The organism is Pseudomonas sp. RW407 (assembly GCF_003176655.1).
GTDB classification, from domain to species: Bacteria; Pseudomonadota; Gammaproteobacteria; order Pseudomonadales; family Pseudomonadaceae; genus Pseudomonas; species Pseudomonas delhiensis.
The window spans coordinates 77059-81904 of the sequence record NZ_QGSL01000088.1 but is presented as its reverse complement, the minus strand read 5'-3'; the positions used below and the strand labels follow the sequence as shown (position 1 = coordinate 81904).

Annotated in this window: 3 protein-coding genes; 1 reads left to right on the top strand and 2 read right to left on the bottom strand. The window is 67.4% G+C overall.

Going from position 1 to position 4846, the window contains the following annotated elements:
- Nucleotides 1-247 precede the first annotated feature (247 nt).
- Nucleotides 248-1432, bottom strand: a complete 1185-nt coding sequence (gene cfaB / locus DK254_RS06925) for a C17 cyclopropane fatty acid synthase CfaB (protein ID WP_109933189.1) — start codon at nucleotides 1430-1432, stop codon at nucleotides 248-250.
- Between the two features lie 279 nt (nucleotides 1433-1711).
- Here cfaB and DK254_RS06920 point away from each other — a divergent pair, with 279 nt between their 5' ends.
- Entirely contained in the window at nucleotides 1712-3190 is a 1479-nt protein-coding gene (locus DK254_RS06920) for an MDR family MFS transporter (RefSeq protein WP_109933188.1), read from the top strand.
- 21 nt (nucleotides 3191-3211) lie between these two features.
- On the opposite strand, the gene DK254_RS06915 is transcribed toward DK254_RS06920, so the two are convergent.
- Nucleotides 3212-4513, bottom strand: a complete 1302-nt coding sequence (locus DK254_RS06915; RefSeq protein WP_109933187.1) for an MFS family transporter — start codon at nucleotides 4511-4513, stop codon at nucleotides 3212-3214.
- Nucleotides 4514-4846 lie beyond the last annotated feature (333 nt).

The following is a 4846-nucleotide window of genomic DNA, read 5'->3' as shown; positions in this document are numbered from 1 at the left end:
TTCCTGGCAAGGCCTTGGAAACCGCATATTGTGCCAGAGCGCGAACAGCATCGCGGACGGAGTCCGCTCCTACGGTTCCAGGAAGCACGGTCGTAGGAGCGGAACTTTTCCGCGATAACCGGAGGTTCCGACGCGATTCGCGGATGAGATCCGCTCCTACGCCGCCCCACCCGCGCCATTCCCCTTGTAGGAGCGCGCCCTGCGCGCGAATCGCGGGCAGGGCCCGCTCCTACAGGATGACCGCGCCTCAGGCGTAGATATCCCCCCGGCTCCACGGCACCTCGTGGCTGCCGTCCGCGTGGGGCTTGCTGGCGAGGATCTGGTGCAGGTTGATCCAGCCCTTCTTGAAGCCGTAGGCGCAGCCGGCCAGGTACAGGCGCCAGATGCGCAGGGCCTGTTCGGGGACCAGCCTGGCCGCCTCCGCCAGCTTCGCTTCCAGGTTGGCGCTCCAGAAGTCCAGGGTGCGCGCGTAGTGCAGGCGCAGGCCCTCGACGTCGACCACTTCCAGGCCCGCCTCGCTCATGCGCGCCACCGCCAGGGACAGGTGCGGCAGTTCGCCGTGGGGGAACACGTAGCGGTCGATGAAGTCGCCGGCGCCGCGGCCCACCGGGCGGCCGTCGGTGTGCTTGGCGGTGATGCCGTGGTTCATCACCAGGCCGCCGGGGCGCACCGCGTCGTACAACTGCTGGAAGTAGATGCCCAGGTTGGCGTGGCCGACGTGCTCGAACATGCCCACGCTGACCACCTTGTCGAAGCGGCCGTCGCGCGGCAGGTCGCGGTAGTCCAGCAGCTCCAGCGTCACCTTGCCTTCCAGGCCCTCGGCCTTGACCCGCTCGCGGCCGAGCTTGAGCTGCTCTTCGCTGAGGGTGATGCCGTGTACCTGGGCGCCGAACTCCCGCGCCGCCAGGCGGGCCAGGCCGCTCCAGCCACAGCCGACGTCGAGCAGGCGCTCGCCGGGCTTCAGGCGCAGCTTGCGGCACAGGTGGCGCAGCTTGGCCAGCTGGGCCGTGGCCAGGTCCTCGCTGCCGGTCTCGTAGTAGGCGCAGGAGTAGACCATTTCCGGATCCAGCCACAGCCGGTAGAAATCGTTGGAAAGGTCGTAGTGGTAGTGGATGGCCTCGGCGTCGGTGCGCTTGTCGTGGCTCTCGCGGATGAAGTCGGTGGGGCCGTCGTCGGCGCCCAGGGCCTCGCTCAGGGCGTCGCCCATGGCGATCACGTCGCCGATCGGCCCCTCGATGTCCATGCGCTTCTCGACGTAGGCGCGGCCAAGGGCGTCCAGGCTGGGGTGGGTGATCTCGGTCAGCAGCGTGGGATCGCGGACGATCAGCGTCACCTGCGGGTCCGGGCCGAGGTCGAAGGCCTGGGCCTCGCCGACGCGGATGCGCAACGGCAACTGCAGGGACAACAACTCAGAGGGCAGGTTGGCTTTCATGCATTCCTCCTGGTCACGAACAGAAAAACTATAGAACAGGACTCCCATAGCCTTCCCCTATGAGGGTTCCCGCCCTTCGTCTATCGATGGATTCGGCGGCAGGTGCGAACGAAGCGCTGCCAAAGCGTAGCAGGAGATTTCTGACAGTCAGCTTGTCCATATCGAGATAGAGCCTTTCCCGGATTGCAAAAGTGCGACAGCGCGCCACAGGTGCAATCCGTTAGACTGCTAAGCATCCAACCCGTCCCAACGAATTTTCCTTACGCCCAAGGGGGGTTCTTGAATACCTTCAGCCAGCCGCGTCCGCCGGTGCGCACCATCCTCATCGGGCTGATGCTGGCGATCTTCCTCGGCGCGCTCGACCAGACCATAGTCGCCGTCTCGCTGCCCGCCATCTCCGCCGGTTTCGCCAACTTCGACCTGCTGGCCTGGGTGATCTCCGGCTACATGGTCGCCATGACCATTTCCATGCCCATCTACGGCAAGCTCGGCGACCTCTACGGGCGCCGCCGGCTGATGCTCTTCGCCACCGCGCTGTTCACCTTCGCCTCGCTGCTCTGCGGCCTGGCGCAAAGCATGGAGCAGCTGGTGCTGGCGCGGGTGCTGCAGGGCGTGGGCGCCGGCGGGCTGATGTCGGTGAGCCAGGCGATCATCGGCGACATAGTCCCGCCGCGCGAACGCGGCCGCTACCAGGGCTACTTCAGCAGCATGTACGCGGTGGCCAGCATCGCCGGCCCGGTGCTGGGCGGCCTGCTCACCGAGTACCTATCCTGGCGCTGGGTGTTCCTGATCAACCTGCCGGTGGGCCTGGTGGCCTTCGCGGTGTCGCGGCGCACCCTGGTAGGCCTGCCGGTGCCGGGCCGGCGGCCGCGCATCGACTACCTGGGCACCGCGCTGATGATCGCGGGCCTGGGCAGCCTGCTGCTGGCCATCACCGACGTCGGCCAGGGCGCCGACTGGCGCGATGCCAGGCTGCTCGGCCTGTTCGCCGCGGCCCTGGCGCTGCTGGTGCTGTTCGTCCTGCAGGAGCGCCACGCCGCCGAGCCGCTGGTGCCCATGCAGCTGTTCGCCATCCGCGCGGCGACGCTGAGCTGGATGGTCGGCTTCTTCGCCAGCTTCCAGATCATCTCGCTGTCGGTGCTGGTGCCGCTGCGCTTCCAGTCGGTGACCGGCGCCGGCGCCGACAGCGCCGCGCTGCACATGCTGCCGCTGGCCATGGGCGTGCCCATCGGCGCCTACTGCTGCGGCCGCCTGACCACCGTGCTGGGCCGCTACAAGCCGCAGATAGTCGCCGGCGCGTTGCTGCTGCCCTGCGCGGTGGCCGGCCTGGCCCTGACCACACCCTCCAGCTTCTGGCTGTCGGGGCTGTTCATGCTGCTGTGCGGCACCGCCGCCGGCACCCAGTTCCCCACCAGCCTGGTGGCCGCGCAGAGCGCCGTGGAGCATCGCCACCTGGGGGTCGCCACCAGCAACACCACGCTGTTCCGCTCCCTGGGCGGCGCGGTGGGCGTCGCCCTGATGTCGGCGATCCTCCTGGCCATGCTGCAGCCGCTGGCGGCCGGGGAGGGCTTCGGCCACGGCATCTCCGCCAACGAACTGCTCGCCAGCCTCGCCGGCCCCGGCCACGAGGACCGCCGCCTGCTGCTGGACGAGGTGTTCCGCCGGCTGTTCCTGGTCAATGCCGGCGTCGGCGTGCTGGCGCTGCTGATCGCCCTGGCGCTGCCCAACAGCCGCCTGCGCGGCAAGGTGGAGGACTGAGCCTCCACCGGCCGGGGGCGGTCAGTCCTCGTCGTTGAGGTAGCTGACCTTGCGTAGGTCCGGCAGCAGCAGGCAGACCACCAGCGCCACGCCGCACATCACCGAGACGTAGATGTAGAAGTACGATTCCACGCCCAGGTTCTTCAGGCCCAGGGCCACGTACTCCGCCGAGCCGCCGAAGATGGCGTTGCCCACCGCGTAGGACAGGCCCACGCCCAGGGCGCGGATTTCCGGCGGGAACATCTCCGCCTTGATAAGCCCGCTGATGGAGGTGTACAGGCTGACGATGGCCATGGCCACGATGATCAGCACGAAGGCCAGGTAGGGGCTGGTGGTGGTCTTGAGCGCGGAGAGGATCGGCCAGGTGCAGAGCATGCCCAGCACGCCGAACCAGAGCATCGAGGTCTTGCGCCCGATGCGGTCGGAGAGGGCGCCGAACAGCGGCTGCATGCACATGTAGAGGAACAGCGCGAAGGTCATCACGCCGCTGGCCACCTTGGCGTCCATGCCCACGGTGTTGACCAGGTATTTCTGCATGTAGGTGGTGAAGGTGTAGAAGATCAGCGAGCCGCCGGCGGTGAAGCCGAGCACCGTGAAGAAGGCGCGCTTGTGGTGGGCGAACAGCTCGGTGAGGGTGCCGGACTCCTTGCGGTGCAGGTTCTCGTCCTTGGCCGTCTCGCTGAGCGAGCGGCGCAGGTAGAAGGCGATCACCGCGGTGATGGCGCCGACCACGAAGGGAATCCGCCAGCCCCAGGCGCGCAGCTCGTCGTTGCTCAGCAGCTGCTGCAGGATCACCACCACCAGCACCGCCAGCAGCTGGCCGCCGATCAGGGTGACGTACTGGAAGGAGGCGAAGAAGCCGCGCTGGCCCTTGAGCGCCACCTCGCTCATGTAGGTGGCGCTGGTGCCGTACTCGCCGCCCACCGACAGGCCCTGGAACAGCCGCGCCAGCAGCAGGCCGGCCGGCGCCAGCACGCCGACGGTCTCGTAGGTGGGCATCGCCGCGATGGCCAGGGAGCCGCCGCACATCATCAGCACCGAGATCATCATCGCCGTCTTGCGCCCCTTCTTGTCGGCGATGCGGCCGAACATCCAGCCGCCGATCGGGCGCATCAGGAAGCCGGCGGCGAACACCCCGGCGCTGTTGAGCAGCTGCACGGTGGGGTTGTCCGAGGGGAAGAAGGCATGGGCGAAGTAGATGGCGGTGAAGGCGTAGACGTAGAAGTCGAACCACTCCACCAGGTTGCCGGAGGAGGCGCCGACGATGGCGAAGATGCGTCGGGTACGTTCTTCGGCAGAGTAATGCGGTATGGGTGCGTTCATGCGGGCTCTCTCGTCGATGAAGCTGTTATTGGCGTTGTACGGCGGGCCTCCCTGTCCGCCGGACGAGGTGTGGCGGGCCGCAGCCTGCCGACACAATCTGTTACAGGAGTATAGCCCCCTGCCGATAGCCAGCTAACGATGAATCCCGTCCATGGCCGGCGGCCCGGCCATTGAAAGGGCGAATATCGAACGCCCGTTCGGCATTTCCGATTGACCGGCACAAGGCCAGCTTCTATCGTTTCGCCACCCACGCGTGCCTGCCGGGACTACTTGTCAGGTACCCCTCGGTGGGCCGCAGGGTCCGACCTTGTCCACAAGACAAGGTCGATTACC

Bases quoted from the DNA above. Each gene is read 5' to 3' on its own strand.
- cfaB (WP_109933189.1), bottom strand. From the start codon at position 1,432: ATGAAAGCCAACCTGCCCTCTGAGTTGTTGTCCCTGCAGTTGCCGTTG.
- DK254_RS06915 (WP_109933187.1), bottom strand. From the start codon at position 4,513: ATGAACGCACCCATACCGCATTACTCTGCCGAAGAACGTACCCGACGC.